Origin of the sequence: Xanthomonas vasicola pv. musacearum NCPPB 4379, from assembly GCF_000277895.2 — a bacterium.
In the GTDB taxonomy this organism is placed as follows: domain Bacteria; phylum Pseudomonadota; class Gammaproteobacteria; order Xanthomonadales; family Xanthomonadaceae; genus Xanthomonas; species Xanthomonas vasicola.
The window spans coordinates 2824328-2841482 of sequence record NZ_CP034655.1; the positions used below are offsets into that span (position 1 = coordinate 2824328).

The 17155-nt window shown below is 60.8% G+C and carries 16 protein-coding genes and 1 tRNA gene; all 17 read right to left on the bottom strand.

Annotated features, from left to right (window positions below):
* Positions 1–260: 260 nt before the first annotated feature.
* The 17 genes from KWO_RS13115 to KWO_RS13195 all read right to left on the bottom strand — a co-directional run bounded on the left by KWO_RS13115 (position 261) and on the right by KWO_RS13195 (position 17146).
* On the bottom strand, positions 261–1277 hold the full coding sequence (locus tag KWO_RS13115; protein ID WP_017114610.1) for a TraB/GumN family protein: 1017 nt from the start codon (positions 1275–1277) through the stop codon (positions 261–263).
* A gap of 89 nt (positions 1278–1366) precedes the next feature.
* Positions 1367–1828: a cupin domain-containing protein gene (locus tag KWO_RS13120; RefSeq protein ID WP_010363518.1), complete on the bottom strand. Its 462-nt coding sequence runs from the start codon at positions 1826–1828 to the stop codon at positions 1367–1369.
* Between the two features lie 34 nt (positions 1829–1862).
* Positions 1863–2657 carry a WecB/TagA/CpsF family glycosyltransferase gene (locus KWO_RS13125; RefSeq protein WP_017112201.1) on the bottom strand — a complete coding sequence of 265 codons (795 nt, stop codon included), beginning with the start codon at positions 2655–2657 and terminating at the stop codon, positions 1863–1865.
* Between the two features lie 4 nt (positions 2658–2661).
* Complete coding sequence (locus KWO_RS13130) at positions 2662–3456, bottom strand: polysaccharide pyruvyl transferase family protein (RefSeq protein ID WP_010378245.1); 795 nt, start codon at positions 3454–3456, stop codon at positions 2662–2664.
* Positions 3457–3495: 39 nt separating this feature from the next.
* Positions 3496–4692 (bottom strand): GumK N-terminal domain-containing glycosyltransferase, encoded by a 1197-nt coding sequence (locus KWO_RS13135; RefSeq protein ID WP_010378248.1) that lies wholly within the window; start codon positions 4690–4692, stop codon positions 3496–3498.
* Between the two features lie 63 nt (positions 4693–4755).
* Positions 4756–6246 carry a lipopolysaccharide biosynthesis protein gene (locus tag KWO_RS13140; protein ID WP_010363528.1) on the bottom strand — a complete coding sequence of 497 codons (1491 nt, stop codon included), beginning with the start codon at positions 6244–6246 and terminating at the stop codon, positions 4756–4758.
* A 17-nt stretch (positions 6247–6263) separates the two neighbouring features.
* Positions 6264–7313, bottom strand: a complete 1050-nt coding sequence (locus tag KWO_RS13145; RefSeq protein ID WP_010378250.1) for a glycosyltransferase — start codon at positions 7311–7313, stop codon at positions 6264–6266.
* Positions 7310–8452, bottom strand: a complete 1143-nt coding sequence (gene gumH, locus KWO_RS13150; protein ID WP_010378253.1) for a GDP-mannose:cellobiosyl-diphosphopolyprenol alpha-mannosyltransferase — start codon at positions 8450–8452, stop codon at positions 7310–7312. Before gumH ends, KWO_RS13145 begins: the two co-directional genes overlap by 4 nt.
* 67 nt (positions 8453–8519) lie before the next feature.
* Positions 8520–9596, bottom strand: a complete 1077-nt coding sequence (locus KWO_RS13155; RefSeq protein WP_010363534.1) for an acyltransferase family protein — start codon at positions 9594–9596, stop codon at positions 8520–8522.
* 13 nt (positions 9597–9609) lie between these two features.
* Entirely contained in the window at positions 9610–10701 is a 1092-nt protein-coding gene (locus KWO_RS13160) for an acyltransferase family protein (protein WP_010363536.1), read from the bottom strand.
* Complete coding sequence (locus KWO_RS13165) at positions 10698–11987, bottom strand: hypothetical protein (protein ID WP_017112204.1); 1290 nt, start codon at positions 11985–11987, stop codon at positions 10698–10700. The genes KWO_RS13160 and KWO_RS13165 overlap by 4 nt, the downstream gene beginning before the upstream one ends.
* Before the next feature lie 94 nt (positions 11988–12081).
* Complete coding sequence (locus tag KWO_RS13170) at positions 12082–13536, bottom strand: undecaprenyl-phosphate glucose phosphotransferase (protein ID WP_010378258.1); 1455 nt, start codon at positions 13534–13536, stop codon at positions 12082–12084.
* 243 nt (positions 13537–13779) lie between these two features.
* Positions 13780–15219, bottom strand: coding sequence for a GumC family protein (locus KWO_RS13175; RefSeq protein WP_017112206.1), 1440 nt, complete (start codon positions 15217–15219; stop codon positions 13780–13782).
* Positions 15201–15899: a polysaccharide biosynthesis/export family protein gene (locus KWO_RS13180; protein WP_017112207.1), complete on the bottom strand. Its 699-nt coding sequence runs from the start codon at positions 15897–15899 to the stop codon at positions 15201–15203. The genes KWO_RS13175 and KWO_RS13180 overlap by 19 nt, the downstream gene beginning before the upstream one ends.
* A gap of 472 nt (positions 15900–16371) precedes the next feature.
* A tRNA-Pro gene (locus tag KWO_RS13185) sits at positions 16372–16448 on the bottom strand.
* Positions 16449–16509: 61 nt separating this feature from the next.
* A complete protein-coding gene (locus tag KWO_RS13190) occupies positions 16510–16866 on the bottom strand; it encodes a MerR family transcriptional regulator (RefSeq protein ID WP_010363548.1) in 357 nt (118 codons plus the stop codon).
* Positions 16847–17146, bottom strand: coding sequence for an integration host factor subunit alpha (locus KWO_RS13195; protein WP_002811076.1), 300 nt, complete (start codon positions 17144–17146; stop codon positions 16847–16849). The genes KWO_RS13190 and KWO_RS13195 overlap by 20 nt, the downstream gene beginning before the upstream one ends.
* Positions 17147–17155 lie beyond the last annotated feature (9 nt).

A 17155-nucleotide genomic window follows, 5' to 3' on the forward strand; every position in this document is an offset into this window, starting at 1 on the left:
AGGCACCAGAGGCTGCAGGGAGCGGCAGGCGGCTTCGCATCTGCGTCGCAGCTGCTAGTGCCGCTATCCGGACATGCAGTACGTCGGACCTTGAGCAGGACGCCCCTGTCTCCAGACGCTTAGCCACACGACGTGTACCAGGCCACGCCGATACGGGCGCCGCGCACAAGCACGACAACCGCATGACAGAACGACCGACCCGTGCCTGTGCTTGCCTCCACGGAAACAGCATGGCACGCAGCGAGCCTCACCAAACCGGCTTAGGGCGCTTCCACCTCATAGCCCAGCGCCTGCAGGCGCGCCAGATAGCCATCTGGGGCGGTCAGCCGGCTAATCGGCAGCACCGCGAAGGTGCTGCGATTACGTTGTAAGGCAGCGGCGGCGATGCTCAGCCAATGCTCGCGCATGCGCCGTTCCAGATCGTCGATGCCGCGCTTCTTCGCGGCACCAGAGCTGGCCATCGCCCCCATGCAGGCGGCCTGCGGGTCTTCGCGCGGAAGCTGACGCAAGGCTTCGATATCACCCACCGACCAGGCATTGGCACGCTCCACCATCGTGGGAAGATCGCGTTCCACCGTCACCAAGATGCTGCGGAAGCATGCGGTATCGTCCATGCCACCGGCACGGAATTCCTTGAGCGCCTGGCGCGGGTCCGCGATCTTGTAGTCCAGCGCCGTGGGCGTCGGCTTGATGCCTGCGCGCTTGGCGGCACGCTCCACGACCGACCAGATCACCGGCGAGCGGGCCAGGCCCGAGCGCTTCAGCGCCGCCTGATACAACTCGCCGGCTGCCAGCATCGGGCGCTTGCGCTCGACACCGCGGTCGCCGCCGATGTAGCGGGCCTTGGCCACGCTCCAGCGCGCATATAGATCGGGTGGCAGCACCTCGCGCAGTTCGCGGCCATGCTCGTTCTTCACTGCCTTCATTGCCAATGGCAACAACGTCAGCCTGCCGAAGAACCCCATGCCGACATCGAGCTCGATGGTCGGCGCCATCAATACCTGTTGGGATTGGCCGATGATGGTTTCCACTTCGGTCGATTGCCACTGCAGCCGCTTAGGCAATGGTGACAAGGTGGCCAGTATCCACAACACATGGTCGCCCTTGCTGACCTTCCACAAGCCCGGTCCGGGCTGCACGCCGCGCACGACCATGGCCTCCAGATCCACCACCGGCGGAGGCGGTGGCACAGTCTTCGGTGGCGCAGTCTTGCCGGCGGTCGCCAACAGCGACACCAGCATCAAGCCCACTCCCCATCCCGCTACCTTGCGTTGCATTGCGTGTCGCCCCCTATTTGAGGCGGACAGTACGCGAAGCCGGCAGCGGCCGCGTTAGGGAAGCGTTCGGCCGTCCTCGTCCTCGGTGTTTAGCGTGGAAGCAGCGTGTCCAGGTGCGTCGCCAGCGGCGAGGCCGCGTCGAGCAGCGCGAAACCTTCCCACACGAAACCCGGCGATACCGTGCAGCCCACCAGGCTGAAGTCGCCGAGCGAACGCGCCGCCTGCCAGCAACCAGCGGGCACCACATGCATCGGTTCACCGCGCTCGGCGGCATCCACGATCACGCGCTGCAATTGCGCGCCGGAGGGGTCGTAGATCAGCAGTTCCAGCGCATCGCCCTGCTGCCAATGCCAGGTCTCTTCGGCATCCACACGGTGCCACGCACTGCATTCGCCTGCGCTCAGCAAAAAGCGGATGGCGGTCAACGCCGGGCGGGTTTGGCCGTTGTCGATGACCTGGCGTGCGGAAGCATAGACGCGGCGATAGTGCCCGCCTTCGGGATGCGGGGCGAGGTCCAGCGCGTGGATCAGGGCGGCTGCGGTCGGATGCATGCGTGCATGCTAGGCCAGAGGCGCCACCACTGCATCAGGGCAGCTGTTTGCCCGCGCGCAAACAGGTGCGGAAGAACACCAGCAGATCCCAGCTATAGCGCTTGAGCAAACGGCGGGGCTCGTTAAGCAGCCGATACATCCATTCCATATGCAGGCGCCGCACCCACTCGGGCGCACGCTTGGCGGTACCCGACAAGAAGTCGAGCAACGCGCCCACACCGAAGACCAGCGGAACGCTCAGCGCCTGGCTGTGATCCAGGATCCAGCGCTCTTGCAGTGGATTGCCGAACGCCACCAGCAACACATCGGCACCGGAGCGATTGATCCGCTCGGCTAGACCCTCGCCCGCCGCAGCGAATTCGCCGTAGCCGTCGCACATGCCGACCACCTGCTGCCCCAACGTCCCGGTCAGCGTGGCTGCAGCGGTCTTGCCGACGCCGGGACGACCGCCCAGCAGAAAGAACTTGAGCGGCTGTGCACTCTCACGGCACAGATACGGAATCAGGTCGGTGCCATTGAGGTTACCGGCGAAGCGACGGCCATGGATCAGCCGCGCGGCCAGATCCATGCCGATCCCATCGTTGACGATGCGCACGCTGGGCTCGCGCATGCGCATCCGCAGTGCCTGGCACTGCACGATGAAATTGGTATTGGCGAAGAACACCCGACGCGGCTGACGGGCTGCCAGCGCATGGAACAGATCCAGCGCGAACGCTTCCTGCGTGGTGGACAACACCGGAAAGCCACCCAGCGGAATCACCACACCGGGCGGCGTGGTCCCGTTGGCGATTCCCGTTGTTTCCATGTCCACGCGCTGGCCCTGCATCATCGAATCACCAAAGGTCGTAAGGGAATGCAGCCAACAGCCCGGCCTGCAGTTTTTCCAAATCGAAATCGCCGTTACCGCCCAACTGCAGACACTCTTCCACGCTATTACCGGAATGCCACTGCATGCGTCCGGTACCGTTGTAGTAGTCGTCGTACTTGAAGCGATCTTCGCCGTTGCCCCAATCCAGATACACCGCGGGGATTCCGTAGGCTTCGGCAAGAATAAGGCCGTGCAACGAACTGCTGATCACCAACTCAGCGCCAAGCAACGCGCTCATGAAGGTTGCAGGCTTGACGTTGGGAAAGACCAAGTGGTCCTTGTACGCGCTGTACTTTTCGACCGGCTCGTTGAAGTGCGGAACGATGGCGAACGGCCGCTTGTTGATCGGGCCGAGCGCGTCGGCCGGGAAGAACATCGGCGTTAGCAGCCCGGGATCGCCATACACCTCTGGCACCGCAATGCCGCGATCGAGCAGAAACTTGCGCGTCTTCGGCCCGCGCACTGCACGCACGTCAAGCGTACTAAAGGTGTTGCGTTCGGCAGGAATCTGGCCGTTGATGCCACTGCCCCAGACGGTGTCACCGTCTTTGGCGAAGTGCAGCACCGAGCCGATCGCAATCAGCTTCTTGCTCAGATCCTGCTTCTCGATCAGCGTCTTGTCCTGCAAGGACAGCACGCAGGAGACGATCACCTTGGACAGGTGGTCTCCCATATTCACGCCAGCGTTCTTGGGCTGCCACCAGAACAGTGCACGACGTTCTGCATGTTCTATCCATTTCTGCAGCAAGGCGTTGGCCATAAGGTATGAATCTCCTAAGAAGAAAAGATGTGCGCGGCATCAATGCGAGAGCGCAGCCTCCGACGACGCATGCACCGTTGCGCTTTGCTGTGGATACAAACGTGTTTCCGCATACGCGCTAGGATTCAGCACGCGATCGGTGGTGTCGGACCAATTCAGGCACTGGCGATAACGTACGCGCGGTGCTTCCAGGGCGCGGCCAATTGCCGAAATGACAGAATCAGCGTTGCCAGGAGTGTAGCCGAAACGCGATTGATACGGCCCGACCACGGCATTCGGACACACCGCAGGCAAGCCGAAGAAGTCGTACTGCAACAACTTCATCGAACTATCGGCCAGGTACACCGGCACCTGCTCGGACGCGTAGGGCGCAATTCCGAAACGTGCGTGTTTTATGTAGCCAATCGTCTCGGCGTGCTTCATCTCGCCGTAGACCACGACGTTATCGCCATAGCCCGGATGCCGGCCCATGCCCGAGCCGATCACGTGAAACGTCACCTGCGGAAAGGCCTTGCTGGCGACCACGAAGAACTCCGGATCGAACAACATCGAACCGACAGCGACCGCATGAATGCCCTCACCGTACGGTGATGGGTCGCCGAGCTGATCAAGGTTGTGATCCACGCCATGGCCCACGTGATAGACGTTGTCGCGGCTGGCGATTTCGTCTGCCATTGCCGGCGACACCAACGCGATCACATCGAGCATGGGCGCGACGCGGTCGAACTCGCGTTCGATATAGTACGCAACATTGATCGTGCTCAGTCCATCGGACGCGCGATAGACCAGCTTCGCCCCCGGATTGATGCGTTTTGCCAGTTCGATGAAAGCGACCGCAATGCCGCTTTCGAACACGATCACATCCGACTCGCGCATCCAGTCGAGCAGTTGGCGTGGCGGGTGTGCGGCGTACCAGCGGAACATCGCATCCTCGACCGAACGTAGCCATGGACGGCGCGTATTGAACGGATGCACCGTCGTGCGCCACAGGTAGCACTCGACACCCTTATGCGAGACGACTGTATTTGCCGTCTCGTCAAGCGGCAGCCGCATATCACCCTTCATCCGCGACAACCGGCTGTAACGCAGCGAGAAAAACCGCGTGGTTCCGCGCAGTGCCAGTTGATCGGTGATGAAATGGATATTGGCGCGTCGCGGCGTGCGGTAATCGTGGGCGGACAAGACCAGATAGCAAGGCCGGCGGATGCCGGAAGCGGCGGCGGGTGTGTCGCTCATGGGCCGTGTCCTATGAATGAGTGAGAGAAATGATGCCTGATTGCAGGCGAAAACAATGTCGACTCATCGACGCGCCTTGGCCTGCATCAGCAGCCTGCGGATGTTGATGATGGCAATCACATCGCGACGGAATGCAGGCCAGATCGCCAGGGCGAGCAGGCAAACCGCAGCCATCGCCGCTGCGCCGACGGCCAGCTGTTCCCAGAGCGGACCGCCAACGGTGATGGAGGCGTAATACGCGCATCCACCCGCAATGCCGTACGCGGTCATGGCGCGCATCGCATTGGTGAAGAGAGCCCCGACCGGCGCATCGGAAATCTTGCCAATCCATATCAGCGATAGCGGCCAGGTGAGCAACAGACCGAACGAATAGCCGATCGCCACGCCCATCGCGCCCCAACGCGAGCCGACGAAGATGCAGGCGATCAGCAGGACGCGGCTGACCAGCGAATACACCAGCTGCGCGCGCATCAATCCCCGCGCAAGGAACACCCAGTACGTCGCATAGGCGGCCGTCTGGAAAATACCGCCCAGCGTGAGCACCTGGAACAGCGGCACAGCCTCGCGCCATTGCTCGCCCAGCACCAGCACAATCAGCGGCATCGCCAGTGCGCAGGCGAACGAGAACAGCGCAAAGATCAGATGCACCATCACGGTTTGCCCGCGCAATAAGAATGCGCTGAAGCGTTCGCGGTCATCCTGTAGCTGCGACAATACCGGCAATGCCACGCTGGTGGCCGGCGCATTGATCTGGTTCAACGGCATCATCAACAACTGGAATGCGCGGTTGTACAAGCCCAGCGCGTCTGGCCCGGTCCGCCACCCGATGATCACCTGCCCCACGTTGCGACTGGCATAGCCCAGCAACTGCGCAGCCATCAGGTTCCAGCCGAAATTCATGAAATCGCGCATCGGTGCCGAACGCTGATAGCCACCCGGCAACCAGCGTGCGCAGCTTGCGGCGATAACGAAATTGACGATGGCCTGCACCACCTGCTGGACGACCAGCGCCCAATAGCCCCAGCCCAGCAACGCAGCAGCAACCGCTGCGCCGAGGCCAAGCACCTGCGAGCCCACGTCGCTCAGCGCGACCTGCCCGAAGTGCAGCCCGCGGCTCAGATGCGCGCGGTACTGCGTGGTCATGCCGTTGATCAGGAAGGTGACCGCCAGTGCCTGGGAAATCGTCACCAGGGCCGGCTCTTTGTAGAAGTTCGCAATCAGATGCGCCGACGCGAACACCACCAGCGACAGCAGCAAACCAATGCCGCTATTGATCCAGAACAGGTTATCGCGTTGCTCGCGGCTGACATGCTTGGCTTGCACGGCCGCTGCCGACAATCCGAAATCGCGCAGGATCTCGGCAGCGCCCACAATCGCGGTGACCATTGCCATCAGACCGTAGTCGTAAGGCGTCAGCAAGCGCGCCAGCAGAATGATGCCGCCGAACTGCACCACCATCTTGGCCGACTGGCCAAGCATGGTCACCGCAGCGCCGCCGGCAGCGCGCGAGCCCAGGCTGCGTTGCGGAGGCGACGGTGGTGTGGAAGATGTCATCGTAGGTGTCTCTGCGGTCACAGCGCGGCGTCTCCATCCTTGCCCAGCGCTTCCAGATAAGTGCGGTAATGCAACTGCCCGATACGTGGCCAATCACGCTGCGAGAGATCCGGTACCGGCCCGCGCGGTGCGGCACGCACCTTGTCCAGCATGCCGGTCAGCAGCGCCGCATCGAACTCACCGTCATACAGGAACACCCAGCCAGGGCCGACTTCTTCGGCGATGGCCGCGTTGGATTCGCTCCAAGGCGCCAGCACCGGACGCGCCAGCGACAACGCCAGCAGTAGGGTGCCGGAGTTATGCATCTGCCGATACGGCAACACCACCAGCTCGGCCTCACTGACTTCGCGCGCCAGCACCGGCTCTTCCACATAGGCCAGCAATGCGCTGATGCGCGGATCCTGCGCGCAAGCGTCTTCCACCAAGCTGCGCATCTGCGGCGTGGCCGGGTTGCCGACAATGCGTAAGGTCACGCGGGTATCGTCGACCTCGCGCATGACATCCAGCAGGGTTTCGACGCCTTTGTACGGGCGAATCAGACCGAAGTGGAGCAACCGCCCCGGCACCGTGCTGCCCTGCTCCATCGTCGCGAACCAGTCGCGATAGTGGCCATGCAGAATCGTATCGGTGAACGGCGGACGCGGCGGCGTGGTCGCGTTGATGCGGATCCAGCGACGTGTCAGCCGGTCAATCCAGCGCAGAAGGCTACGTTCACGCCAACCGCGGTCTTCATGCGGCGCAAGATTGTGCAGTGTGCGCACCACCGGCGTGCCGGTCAGCTGCAGCTTGAGCAACAACACGGCAGCACAGACCTGCTTGGCCAGGGTGCCGGCAGCGGTTGGATGGCGCAGCAGGTACTCGGGCCAATGCAGATGCAGCACGTCGTAGCGCGACAACAAGGCATCGCGCATCGAAAAAAAGCGCGGGTGCACTGCGGCGGGCAATGCGTCGTAAAGCTGGGTCAGGTACGGGTTGGTGCTGGCATTAGGTTTTTCGGTGGAAAACAGCACCGTGACCTGCGGCTGGGTTGCCGCATGCGTCATCGAAGGAGAGGCCAGCGCGCTCATCGCACCGCCTCGTGCACGCGCGGGATGCCCAGCGCATCGTGATATTCGTCGATGTAGCGCCCGACCACGTGCTTCCAGTCGTAGCGGCTGACGTAAGCCATGGACGCGGCACGACGCGTGTCGAAATCGCCATCGGCCTGCAGCGCAAGTGCCTGCACTTGATCGGCGGCGGCCTCGATCTTGTCGCGATTGACGATCAGGCCCTGGCCCGATTCGCTGGCAAGCCGCACGAACGGCGGAATATCGCTGAGGATCGGAATCAGACCCGCACTCATCGCCTCCACTGCCGCGATACCAAAGCCTTCATGCCGCGACAAGCAGACGAAGAAGTGCGCCTGCCGCATCAGCGCGCGCAATTGCTCCTGAGAAGGCGACATGCTCAGCTGCACCTTGTCCTGCAAGCCACGCTCGGCAATCGCCTTGCGCAAATCGGCCTCGTTCAGATCGTACTCGCGACCGGCGATGATCAGCCGCCATTGCGGGTCACGCTTGAGCGCGGCTTGCAACAACTCCAGCGTTTCGATCAGCCCCTTGTTGACCGACCAACGCCCGAAATACAGCATCGTTCGGCCGGGCGTGGCCGCACCCTGCCCTGCATACTTCTGCACATCCACACCGTTCTCGATCACCCGCAACCGCGATGGTGACACCACCTTGGCAAACAGGTCGCCATCGTTTTCGCTGGTAGCGATCACACGTGCATAGGCCAGTGCCGAGGTGCGCGTCAGGGTTTGGAACCACAGCTGCTTCATGCGCGATGCGTAGGCAGTGTGGAAAAACCCGCCATGCGTGGACACCACCATCGGCTTGCCATGCAGCGGCTTGGTCAACGCCAGATAGTCGTAAAAAAAGTCGATGCCGTGCAGATGGACAACGTCGGCCGAACGAATCGCACCCAGTACCGACGGCGCCAGCGGATAGCGCGACGATCCACGATAGCCAATCCGCCGGATTGGCAGCCCTTGATGCGTGTCCTGCGCTGAAAGCTGAGCGCTCGGATCGGTGAACACACGATCCAGCGTCACGACCTCAACCGTATCGGTACTATTGGCTTGATGTTGGCGGGCAACATTGAGAACGACCTCTTCCATGCCTCCGATCGAAGGATGGAATTGGCGGACGACATGCACCACTTTCATTACGCCAATCTCCTTTGCCAGCGACGCGCATCGAGTTGCTGCGACGGCTGATGATTCTGAAAACTCGTCATTTGCGTTTCAATCCCAACATCCACGGCGCCACCCGCACCAGCACCGCGCGCATCGGCACGCTCGTCGCGATCGCGAAAGCACTTAGCCCCAACGCCCAGGCGGGCGTACCGATTGCGCTGCGTGCGATCAGGCCCGTACGTGCCACCACGCTGGTGGCCACCAGGAAGACCAACGTATGCGTGCACAAAATCAGCAGCGTATTGGTACCGATCCACTGCACCCAGCGCACGCCCCGAATGAAATAGGCGACGCAAAACGTCATCACCGTTCCTAGCAGGCTGACCAGCAGGAACACGGCCGCCGACTGCCCGAACTGCAGGTTGTTCACGTCCACCTGCCCGTTCCAGCCGGCCAGCCACCACCACCCTGCGGCCAACGGCAACAACGCCAGCGCCCACACCTGCGCGCCCAGCAATCGCAACGCATCGGCAAAGCGCGACAGCCAGCCGCCGATCGCAATGAAGAACAACGCGACCGGCAGCACATCCAGCGCGAGCGGCAAACGCAACTGCAGCGACGGGAACCAGCCGGCCCATGCCAGCGCCAGCGGCAAACTGACCGCCGCTACCGCGGCCGCAGTCAGTCGCGCACGCAAGGCAATGTAAGCGAGCGTTGTGACAAACAGCGCGGGAAGAAACCACAGCGCCGGAAGCACATACAGACGTGAACCATTGGCCCACAGCAATCCTGTGAGTGGGTGCCACAACGGTCGCGTCTGTGGATGCCCCGAGTGCCCATCGAGCACAGCGGTCAGCAACCACAGCGCATAGGCCACCATAAAGAATGCGAGGTACGGAACCAGCAAGGTGCGCGCCAGCTTTGCAACCGTTGCCCCCGTCAATGCGCGCTGCCCAAACCGTTCGCCAACCCAGCCCGACAACACGAAAAACAGCGGCACATGAAAGCTGTAAGCGAACAGCTTGTACGCGGACGGCATTCCACTGGCGTGGCCCAGCACCACTAGCGCGATGGCCAGCGCCTTCGCAGCATCAATCTGCCAATCGCGCGTCGGCCGGGCGTCTGCCGGGCTATGCGCACGCGCGACGAATGATGGAGAGAGTTCGCTTGTCATGCCAAAACGCCGCTCATGCCGCCACCCGGCGCGCACCCAGCGTCCATGGGACGAAACGCATCAAGATCCAACGCAGCGGCACGCAGGCGGCCAACGCAAACAACGTGACGAAGACTGCCCAGCCAAGTCCCGGACGCGCACCGCCGAACCCACCGGCCAGTGCCGCAACCCCGGACAAAACAAAGAACACCAACATATGCGTGCAAAGAATCAGCAGGGTATTGCGGCCGATCCACTGCAGCCACGCCCAGCTCTGTACCAGCCGCGCCGCGCAGATCACCATCAACGAACCAAGCACCGAGCTCACCAGGAACAGTGCGTGGTTGTGACCGAATTGAAGCATGTTGACGTCGATTCGCCCGTTGACTTTGGCCAGCCAAGCCACCGCTAATGCCAACACGACGGTCGCCAGGGCGCTGCCAGCCAAGGATGTCGGCAGGCGCGGCGCCACATGGATCAGCAAGGCGCCCAACGCGTAGAAATACAGCGACACCGGTAGCACGTCCAAGCCGAAAAAAATCCGCACCTGCTGTGCTGGGAGCCAGTTCATCCAGAACCACGCCACGATCAATGCCAGCCCTGCGATCAATATCGGCGACATCAGACGGCGCAATACCATGTAACTCACCACGGTCACCAGCATTACCGGCAGGAACCAAAGCGGAGGCTGCACATACAGGTCCGGGCCGATACCGGTGAACATCGCCACGATCGGCTCCCACCAGGGATGACTTCCCCAGCGCGCAGCCTTCTCGCCGATATTGCGTGTCAGCAACCAGTACGCGTATCCCAACAGATAAAAGGTGACGTATGGCAGCAGCAGGCTACGTGCCTGCTTGGTGATCGTCTGCGTCAAGCCGGTATTGCGCGAGGCATAACCCGCTGCCAACCAACCCGACACCAGGAAAAACAGCGGCACGTGGAAGCTGTAGGCAAATAAAGTCATGCCATGCGGGACGCCCTTGGCGTGGCAGAACACCACGAGCAGGATGGCGATCGCCTTGGTGGCATCGATGCGCGGATCGCGGGCGCGACCAGTAGTTGCAACCTGCGCGCCGGCGGCCGGCAAAGCCGACAACCAGGCCGGCGTTGCCGCCGCGCTCATCGTGCCGCTCCCGCAGGCAATGGCAACTGCGCGCCATCTACCGTTGGCTCGTCCTTGATCAAAGCAGCCTGGGTGCCGGACGCAGACAAGGTCGGCAACATGTGCCACATGCAACCACAGACAAACCACCACAGCGCCGACGTCTTGATCGAGAAGTAGCCATTGGACACCAGCAGACTCAATGCGAACGCAAAGATCGCCAGGTTCTTGAACAGCTGCCCTTCCTTGCTTGGCATCAGCAGCAGGAAGGAATACGACAGCAAGAACGCAAGCACGCCTACGATCGATTGCGATGCGATGAAGTAAGAAATACCACTGTCGAAGTAGCGGTATGCCTGATCAAAATCCAGTCCCATCCAGGACTCGAACGACAGGTTATTCATCGAATACACGGTGAAGAACACGCGCCCCATCGTGGTGTCCTGGTAGGCGGTGATGCCAGTCACCCAGACCAGCAACCACGCGCTCATGATCACCAACAGAAACACCAGAAACGCCAGTCGTTGATCCAACCGTTTCAATAGTGGCGACAGCAACACCATCAGCACGCAGGTGCCCGCCGCTAATCGTCCGTCCGAGGCCACGATCATGAAGCCGATCAACCCGACCGACAGGATCAGCGCCGCCGGCCGCATCCATCGCCAGAACACCAGCACAATCGCGGTAAAGAAGCAGATGTAGTTGCCCATCGTCACCGGCTCGATGAACATCGAGGAGGCGCGCGGCAAATTGGAACCCGGCAGGAAGTTACGCTCACCCGGGCGCGTGGCGCTGACGAACAGATTGCTGTCTTCGTTCCAGAAGCCTTCGGCGCTCATGCCACGCGCATTAACGAAGAAACTCTTGGGATTGATCAGATCACCGTACTTCACCGGCATCGCCAGCTCAAAGGCGGCGACCAGCGAGACGATGATGGTCATGCGGATGAACAGCTTGGGCACTGAGCCGGTGTAGGCCGAGCCAAGCACAACGAAGGCGAACACCACCAACGCGTCGCGGAAAAACTTGGGGTCGACCTGCCAATTCACCAAAAAACGCACGAACATCAGCGCGACGATGAAGCCGAGTCCACTGACGATCAGGGCAATGCGCTTGCGGCTCATTGAGCCTAGGCCCAGCAAGAAGCAGGCTGCGTAGACCATGAACTCGACTGCGTAGGTAATCACCGGTCGCACGGTGAACACGTTCGCATTGATGAACGCCAGCACCAGGTTGTAACCCACGCCCACAAGCAACGTCAGCTCAATCAGCAGGTTGTGCCAGCGGACGCGAGTTTCCTCGCTCATTCGAATCAGCATGCAGCCGCCTGCTTGAAAGAGGCGACTGCGATGCAGCCGCCTGCGGCGCCGAACGCGCCAGGTCGCACGCTCCCCACCATCATCAGTACGCGGTCTTCTGTCCGAGCACGCGCACTGCGGTCAGTACGATGATGCGGATGTCCAGCCACAGCGACCAACGACGGATGTAATCGAGGTCGTACTGAATACGCTTCTTCATGGTGCGAAGTTCCGGGGTTTCGCCACGGAAACCGTTCACCTGCGCCCAACCGGTGATACCCGGCTTGACGTAGTGACGCTGCATGTAGTGGTTGATCAGCTTTTCGTAGTGCGTGTTGTGCTGCGCGGCGTGCGGACGAGGGCCGACAATCGACATGCTGCCACCCAGCACGTTGAAGATCTGCGGCAACTCGTCCAGGCTGCTACGGCGCAGGAACGCACCGAAACGCGTGATACGTGCGTCGTTCTTGGTGGCCTGCTGGATCGTGGTGCCATGATCGTCATGCACGCGCATCGAGCGGAACTTGAACATGTAGAACTCGCGGCCACCCAGGCCATGACGGCGCTGACGGAAGAACACCGGGCCCGGCGAGCTCAGCTTGACGCCCACTGCAATCGCAGCCATCAGCGGCCACAGGCCCATCAGCGCGATGACAGCAAGAATCTTGTCCTGCAACGCCTTGGCCACCACAAAGTAATTGTCGCGGTCCACGCCGCCCTGGCGCAGGTTGATCACCGGCACGTTGCCGATCTGCTCGCCAGACTGATTGAGCAAACCGAAATCGAACAGGTCCGGCACCAGCTTGACGTTGATCGGGTACCGGTCCAAGCGCTGCAGCAGCTGCTTGATATGGTCGCGCTCACCCAGCGGCAGCGAGATCCACACCTGCTCGACCTGGTTTTCCTTTAGATAGTCGATCAACGCATCCGGCTCGCCCAGGCACGGCAGCGACTGGCGCTGCTCGGTCACAGCAATGTCGTACGGCGTGCGGAAATAACCGACCAGGTTCATACCGACCCACGAGTTGCGGCTCAGGTAGTGATTGATCTTCATCACCGGGTGACGCAGACCCACCACCACCACGCGTTGAACGTCCACACCTTGGGTACGCAGATGATTCAAGAAACCGCGCAGCACCGTGCGGGCAGCGACCAACGAGGCCAGGCCACCGACGAACCACAGGCCGATCCACCCGCGCGACACCTGCTCGCCCACCTGCACGATCAACGCATGCACGGCGAACAGCGCGAAGACACCGCCGAACGCGCCGCCCAGCACCATCAGCTCGCTCAACAGGCCACGGCCGCGCCAGCTGCGGTACAACGGGAACAACGCAAAGCAGATCACCGAATACAACAACGTGGTAGCGATTGCCAGCCGATACGGCGCTGCCGGCACCCAGGAACCGAACACAATGCGGTAAGCGACCAGACCGGACACCACAACCATGGTCAGGTCGAAGACGCGCAGAACCAGATCGGCCGCAGCCGAATATTTGGACAACAATCGCGGCGAGGAAGTTGTGTAAGTCGCGCTACTCAAGTCTGCTAAAAGCATGGGGATGTCCTCCAAACTCGATACGACGCATGCGGGGGAACATACGAATCGCACGCGAGCTTTCAATCATCTCCGTCAAGCGATCACCGCGGTAAAACCTACCGACCCCAGATCACTCGACAGCCCTTTGTTTCAACAGAGACAAACCTTCGAACGAGGGAGCCCAAAACATACGGGGTCCCACCTTTTCCACGCTGAATCAGTTGTCACTTTAATTAACCATCGTTTTGCAACATCACGATGTCAGTCCAACTGCGTTTCCTGCCCATTGACGCGCAGGAAGTACCGCACGAGAGCCACCGCCAAACCTAGGAATACGCCAAAGATGAGACCTAAAGCGAGGTTCAATTTCAGTTTCGGCGAAGTCTTCGACGTAGGCACATCTGCGGTATCGACGATGGTCACGTTGTTGGCGCCGACATTGCCTGCAACACCGATTTCTTTGTAGCGCTGAAGAAGCGCATCGTAGAGCTGACGGTTGGTATCGACGTCGCGCTTGAGCATGTTGTAACGAATGCTGCGGCCCTGCAGATCGAGCTCGTTATTGCGCAAACCAGCAATGCGTTCGTTGAGCAACTGCTCCTGATGCACCGACGCGTCGTAGGTAGCCTTCAGCGACTGGCGAACATTGATGACCTCGCCGTTGATTTGCCGACGCGACTCTTCGATCTGCGCCTTCAGGCGCTGCATCTCCGGGTAGTCCGGCTTGAAGGTCGAAAGCTTCTGCTGGTATTCGCTGGTCAGCTGCACTTGCTGGGTGCGCAGGCTTTGGATCAAGGGGCTGCTGAGCACCTGCGGCAGCGACATACCGTCGCCACTTTCCGCCTGACGCCAGGCAGCCTCGGCCTTGATCCGGGCATCCTGCGCCGAAGCCAGCAATGCGTTGAGATCGGTCAGATTCTGCGCAGGCAACGAAGGTTTGTCGTCGCCCACCGAAACAATCTGCTCGTCGGTCGAGTACGCAACCAACGACTTTTCCGAGTCCTCCACCTTGCCGTGCAACTGCTCCAATCGCTCAGCGAGGAACTTGGTCGCAAAGGAGGACGCCTTCATGCTGCGCTCCTGCGTACTGATGATGAACATCTTCGCGTAGGTATTGGCGACCTTGGCCGACAGCACCGGGTCCGGTGAATCGTAATTGACGTAGACCAGGCGCGAATTGAGGATCGGCTCGACCACCAGACCGGCCAACAGCGTATCGATGAGGCTGCGCTCGATGATTGCCTGGCGCGAATCCACCGATTTCCCCGCTTCGGGATTCTTCGCCGCGGCCTTCTCCAGCGCCTCGTCCACCTGGTCCTTGAACGCCGGCTCCTTGTCGAGTTTGGCTTCGCGGATCACGGCACGTGCCAGTGAACGGCTCTGCAGTAACTGATACTGGGTCTGGTAGAAGTCGCGATCCTGCGGCGACTCCACCGGCATCAGGTTGTCGACATTCACCACGTTAAGCGAATCGCGTTCGATCTGCAGCGTGCTGGTCGCGCGGTACTTCTCTGGCATGAGCAGCGTAATGGCCAGCGCCAGCAGCAACACCGCCAGCGTGATCGCAATAATCAACCAGCGCTGCGATACCAGGGCGCGCCAGTAGTCGAGCAATCCCACATCGGCAAGTTCGAGATGCCCATGGCGCTGCGACGAAGAGGAACGATTGTCGGAATTCATGCTCATCGGTAAGCGCGCCACACCATCACAAGAGGAGTCAGTTCCAGCATGGTGCGCAACCACACGCGCGCATCCGAGCGGTACACCACGACAATGTCACCGCCATAAATCTCAGGATCCGGATTGGTCCCCTTCTCGATTTCGGTCAGGTCGAAGCGCGCGAGCATCTTCTGCCCGTTGACCATGCGGAACACGATGACATTGCTGCGGCTGGCGACCGTACTCACACCCTTGGCCTGCGCAATGGCCTGCTGCAAGGTCAGGTTGGCGCCGATCACCGGATAAATGCCCGGCTCGTCAACCGCCCCGGTCACGGTGACGCGACGGCCGTTGGACTCCTGCACGAACACCGACACCTGCGGATTTTGCAGATAGACGTTGCGATACCGGTCGGCCACCATCTTTTCCAACTCACCGACGCCCATGCCGGCCGCATTCACATCGCCAATGAGCGGCAACGAAATGTGGCCGTTCTGATCGATACGGACCTGCCGCTCCAGATCATCGATCTGAAACACCTTGACCAGCAACAGGTCGCCTGGCGAAAGCCGATACTCGGGCTGCACTGCCGACATTGCGAGCGGGTCAGGCAGCGGCAACGAGGTCGCCATGTCTTTCCCAGTGCTGCAAGCGCCCAGTGTTATCGAGCAGATCAACGCCAGGCTGAGCGCTTGGCAAAATCGTCCGATCAGTTTCTTCATGCGTGTGGCTGGCTGCCTCGGTTGGGTGGGACAGGAGCTCGCGCAGCATTCAACCGGCCAAACACGCCAGCACGAACGTACGACAAGAGAATTCATCCCAAGACATCGGGATCACGACAGCTAAGGCTGTGTTGCAGTGCACTATGGCACAGAAAGATTGCACTGCAAGACACTAAACGCCAGTTTTTTGACGGCGTTGGCCTATTGATTCAAGTTCGTCGATATCGCGTTAACGAATCGTGATCCGCGTTCTGATTTGGCCTCAAGGTTTTAGAGCTTTTTCGGACACTTAGCATCATTTCGTGACGCAAGTCCATAGCAAACCGAGCCGCAAAAAGCGATGACTAGCGTAGTGTTCATGCTCCAGTACGATATGCCGATCTACATATGCATAGAGCCAGGCGCAGACACAAAAATGTAATGTTGCATCGCAACAAAAAAGCCCATGACGTGGCGTCATGGGCTCGATGTTTGGTCGGGGTAGCCGGATTCGAACCGACGACCACTAGTCCCCCAGACTAGTGCGCTACCAGGCTGCGCTATACCCCGAAGATGCTGCATTCCGCTGCGAGAGCGGCCTGCGATTATAGCGGCTTTGTAAAACATTTTCCTAGCGGCGCAGCAGTTGCAGCACTTCTTCCAGCTCCATCCGCACCTGCTTGATGATCTGATTGCTCAGCGCGGACTCGCTCTTGGCACCCTCGCCCTCCAGGCGTAGGCGCGCACCGCTGATGGTGTAGCCCTGTTCGTACAACAGCCCGCGGATCTGACGCACCATCAGCACGTCATGCCGCTGGTAGTAGCGCCGGTTGCCGCGCCGCTTGACCGGCTCCAGGCTGGGAAATTCGGTTTCCCAGTAGCGCAGCACATGCGGCTTGACGTCGCATAGCTCGCTCACCTCACCGATGGTGAAGTAGCGCTTGGCCGGAATCGGCGGTAGCTCGCGATTACTGCCCGGATCCAGCATAAGCCTCCACCCGTTCCTTGAGTTTCTGCCCGGGGCGGAAAGTCACCACCGTCCGTGCCGAGATCGGAATTTCTTCGCCGGTCTTGGGATTGCGACCGGGCCGTTGGTTCTTGCGCCGCAGATCGAAATTGCCGAAACCGGACAGCTTCACCTGACGGCCCTGCTCCAGCGCATCGCGCAGCACATCGAAGAACGCGTCGACAAATTCCTTTGCCTCACGCTTGTTCAGACCGACCTCGTCGAACAGACGTTCGGCCATCTCCGCTTTCGTCAATGCCATGCCAATCCC